Source organism: Paraplanobispora takensis, from assembly GCF_016863195.1.
GTDB lineage: Bacteria > Actinomycetota > Actinomycetes > Streptosporangiales > Streptosporangiaceae > Planobispora > Planobispora takensis.
Window position 1 is genome coordinate 1 of the sequence record NZ_BOOK01000106.1, and the last position, 3,528, is coordinate 3,528.

At 69.6% G+C, this 3,528-nt stretch carries 3 protein-coding genes; all 3 read right to left on the reverse strand.

Annotated features, from left to right (window positions below):
• Positions 1–114: 114 nt before the first annotated feature.
• The 3 genes from Pta02_RS40490 to Pta02_RS40500 all read right to left on the reverse strand — a co-directional run bounded on the left by Pta02_RS40490 (position 115) and on the right by Pta02_RS40500 (position 3,471).
• Positions 115–1,551, reverse strand: coding sequence for an amino acid permease (locus Pta02_RS40490; RefSeq protein WP_203880364.1), 1,437 nt, complete (start codon positions 1,549–1,551; stop codon positions 115–117).
• Between the two features lie 240 nt (positions 1,552–1,791).
• The gene (locus Pta02_RS40495; RefSeq protein ID WP_203880365.1) at positions 1,792–2,703 is read right to left on the reverse strand and encodes a F0F1 ATP synthase subunit gamma; all 912 of its coding nucleotides are present in this window, start codon (positions 2,701–2,703) and stop codon (positions 1,792–1,794) included.
• A 105-nt stretch (positions 2,704–2,808) separates the two neighbouring features.
• The gene (locus Pta02_RS40500; RefSeq protein WP_203880366.1) at positions 2,809–3,471 is read right to left on the reverse strand and encodes a CBS domain-containing protein; all 663 of its coding nucleotides are present in this window, start codon (positions 3,469–3,471) and stop codon (positions 2,809–2,811) included.
• Positions 3,472–3,528: the final 57 nt, after the last annotated feature.

Here is a 3,528-nt window from a genome sequence, read left to right on the forward strand (position 1 = left end):
CGTCGTCGAAGAGCAGTTCGTCCTTGTTGGAGGGGGTCAGCCGCTTGAGCGAGAGCTCGGGCTTGTGCAGGATGACCTGCCGGAGCCGGCCGACCTCGGAGTCGACGTGGAACCTCATCGCAGCTCTCCCTCGACCCGTGCGATCTCCTTCGGCCCGTACTCACCGCGCGAGGCCTTGACCCAGATGTAGACGGGGATCCCCGCCAGGAGCATGAGCGTTCCCTGGAAGACCGCGTCGCCGCCGGCGCCGAAGATCATCCAGAAGGTGAACAGCAGGGCCACGGCGGCCAGCGTCATGTTCCAGCCCAGGCTCCTCCCGCCGCCCCTGCGCTCCCCGGCGGCCAGCCAGAACAGCTGGGCGGCGGCGGAGAACAGGTAGGGCACGACCGTGGTGAAGGTCGCCAGCAGCAGGATCGTGTTGAAGGCGTTCTCCGCGGCGAAGGCCGTGACGAACGTGACCGAGGTCAGGATCGTGCCGACGACGATTCCGACCCACGGCACGTTGCCGGCGCGCATCCGGGTGAACATCCTCGGGAACAGGCCGTCGCGCGCGGCGGCCATCGGCATCTCCGCGACCAGGAGGGTCCAGCCGTTCAGCGCGCCGATGCCGGAGATGATCGCGAAGGCGGCCATCACCGTGCCCCAGGCGCTGCCGCCGAACATCGCGTTGATCGCGTCGGCGAAGGGCGCGGTGGAGCCCACCAGCTTGTCGTGGGGGACGGTGCCGAAGACCGCGACGGTGCCGAGCATGTACAGCGCCGCGCAGGCCAAGGTGCCGTAGACGCTGGCGCGGCCGACGTTGCGCTCGGGGTCCTTGACCTTCTCGGCCGCGATGCTGGCGCTCTCCACACCGGAGTAGGCGAACAGCACCAGGGCCGCGGCCACCGAGATCGCCCCGATCCACGAGCCGTCCGTGGCGTTGAACGGGCCGAAGTTGTCCGACTGGACGAAGAACAGGCCGACGATCGCCACGAAGACCAGCGGGGCGAACTTCAGGATGGTCGTCACCAGCTGGAACAGGCTCATCTTGGTGACGCCCGCCAGGTTGATCAGCGCCGGGATCCACAGGCCGACCAGCCCGATGACCACCTGGGCGCCGGTGCCGCTCCAGTCGAGGCCGAAGGCGGCCTCGGCGAAGTAGACGACGTAGCCGACCCACGCGACGGCGATGCCCGCGTTGCCCGCCCAGGCGGTGATCCAGAACGACCAGGCGTTGAGGAATCCCGGGAACTCGCCGAAGGAGTCGCGGGCGTAGGCGTACGGCCCGCCCGAGGCGGGGATGCGCCGGCCGAGCCGACCGAAGACGACGGCGAGGGCGAGCGAGCCGAGGGTGACGATGCCGAACGCCAGGATGCTGACCGTCCCGAAGGCCGCCAGCGAGGCCGGGAGCAGGAAGATCCCGGTGCCCACGATGTTCCCGACGACCAGGGCGGTGGCCTGGAGCAGTCCTAACCGGGGTTCCTTCCCGGCTTCCGCGGCCGTTCCGCCGGATCCGGCGGGGCGATCAGCGGCGGCCGCTTCGGTGAGCAGACCGCCTTGTTTCTCGTTCATGGTGCTTCCCGTTGGTGATGCCATGACCACCTGCCGCTCGGCGGTGGCCCTCTCGGCATGGACGGCGCGATGGCCGGTGACCGTCCCGGGTCTCGTGTGACCCGTGGTGCGTCTGTCCAGCAGCCGGGAACCTGTCACCATTTGACCGTTTTTCGGGATTCCAGGTCGTAGGAAAACAGCCTTTATACGTGGGACCTTCGTCCCTCGTTTCCCACTTCACCCGTCCTTCGCCGGGGCGCTTCAGTCCCTGTTCGAGGCCGCCAGCGCGGCGGCACCGCCCACGATCTCCGTGAGCTCGGTGGTGATCTCCGCCTGCCGGGCCTCGTTGGCCTGCCGGGTCAGCGCGCCGATCAGCTGCCGGGCGTTGTCGGTGGCCGCCGTCATGGCCGTACGCCGGGCCGCGTGCTCGGCCGCCGCGGAGATCAGCAGGATGTGCCAGATGCGGGCGTCGACGTACTTGTGCAGCAGGACGTCCAGGACGACGCCCGCGGACGGCTCGAAGGCGAACGGCGCCCGCACGGGCGGCTCGTGCCCCTGCGGGGCCTCGCGCTCCTCGACCTCGATGGGCAGGAGCCTGCGGACCACCGTCCGCTGGGTCAGCATCGAGACGAACTCGGTGAACACCACGTGCACCTCGCCGACTCCGCCCTCCGCGGTCGGCGTGTCGTAGGCCGTCGCGAGCGTCCGGCCGATCTCGGCCGCGACGTCGTAGACGGGGGCGCCGGAGGCGCCCTGCCACACGCGGACCGTCGGCCGGCCGCGGAAGCGGTACCACTCGATGCCCTTGCGCCCGGTCACGTAGAAGACCGGCTCCTTGCCCTGCCGGCGCAGCAGGGCGGCCAGCGCCTCCGCGTGCCGGAGCACATTGTGGTTGTAGCCGCCGCAGAACCCGCGGTCGCCGGTGACCAGCAGCACCGCCACCCGCGAGGTGTCGGGACGGCGGTTGAGCAGCGCGTGGTCGGCGTGCGGATGATGGGTGAGCAGAGTCGAGGCCGCCCGGGTGATCTCACGGGCGTACGGCTCGGCGTCATGCGCCCGGTCGCGGGCCTTGGAGACCCGGGAGGTGGCGATGAGCTCCTGCGCCCTGGTGATCTTCGCTATGGACCGGACGGACTTGATCTTCTGTCGAATCGCCCGAAGCTGCCCGGCCATGGCTCGCCCCCTGAACTATCCGCAGATGGTTACGATACGTAGGATTTCAACTACCCGCCGAACGGGCCGGTCACCCTTCGTTCCCGATCCCGGTGAGACTCTCGCTCACAGGTAGGGAAGGGGCGCGGCGACGAGGTCGTCGACCGTGTAGGTCACGGCGTCCTCGACGTCCGTCACGCCGTCGACCTCCTCGACCGCCGCCACGAGCGGAGCGATCTGCGAGCACAGCGCCACCTGCCCGCCCAGGGTGACCACACCGTCCTTGACGGCGACGGTGACCTCGTCGGTGGCGAAGCCGAGGCCCGCCAGCGCGCGGACGACCTCCCGGCGCAGATCGGCCGCCGAGCGCATGAAGACCTTCAGCAGGTCGCCCTGGTGGACGGTCCCCACGATCTTGCCGGTCACCGCGTCGATCACCGGCAGCTGCTTGATCCGGTGATCGTGCATCAGCCGGGCCGCCTCGCGCACCGGCGTCCCCGCCGTCACCGTGATCGCCGGGCTGCTCATGATCTGACCGGCGTAGGCCCCGGCCGCCTTGTGCTGCTCCTGACGGCGCCGGCGGCTCGGGAAGAACCCCTCACCGTGCCGGTGGCTCGTCTCCTTGAGCAGGAGGTCGTCCTCCGACACCACGCCCACCGGACGGCGGTCGGCGTCGATCACCGCCACCGCGCCGACCTTGAAGCGCTGCATCGTGGCGACCAGCTCGGCGAAGGAGGCATCCTGCCGGACCGCGATGGCGACCATGCCCATGACGTCTTTGACCTGCATTTTGATCATTCCCTCTCTCTGCGTAAGGCTCCCGCCGTACAGCGGTCGCATCTCGGG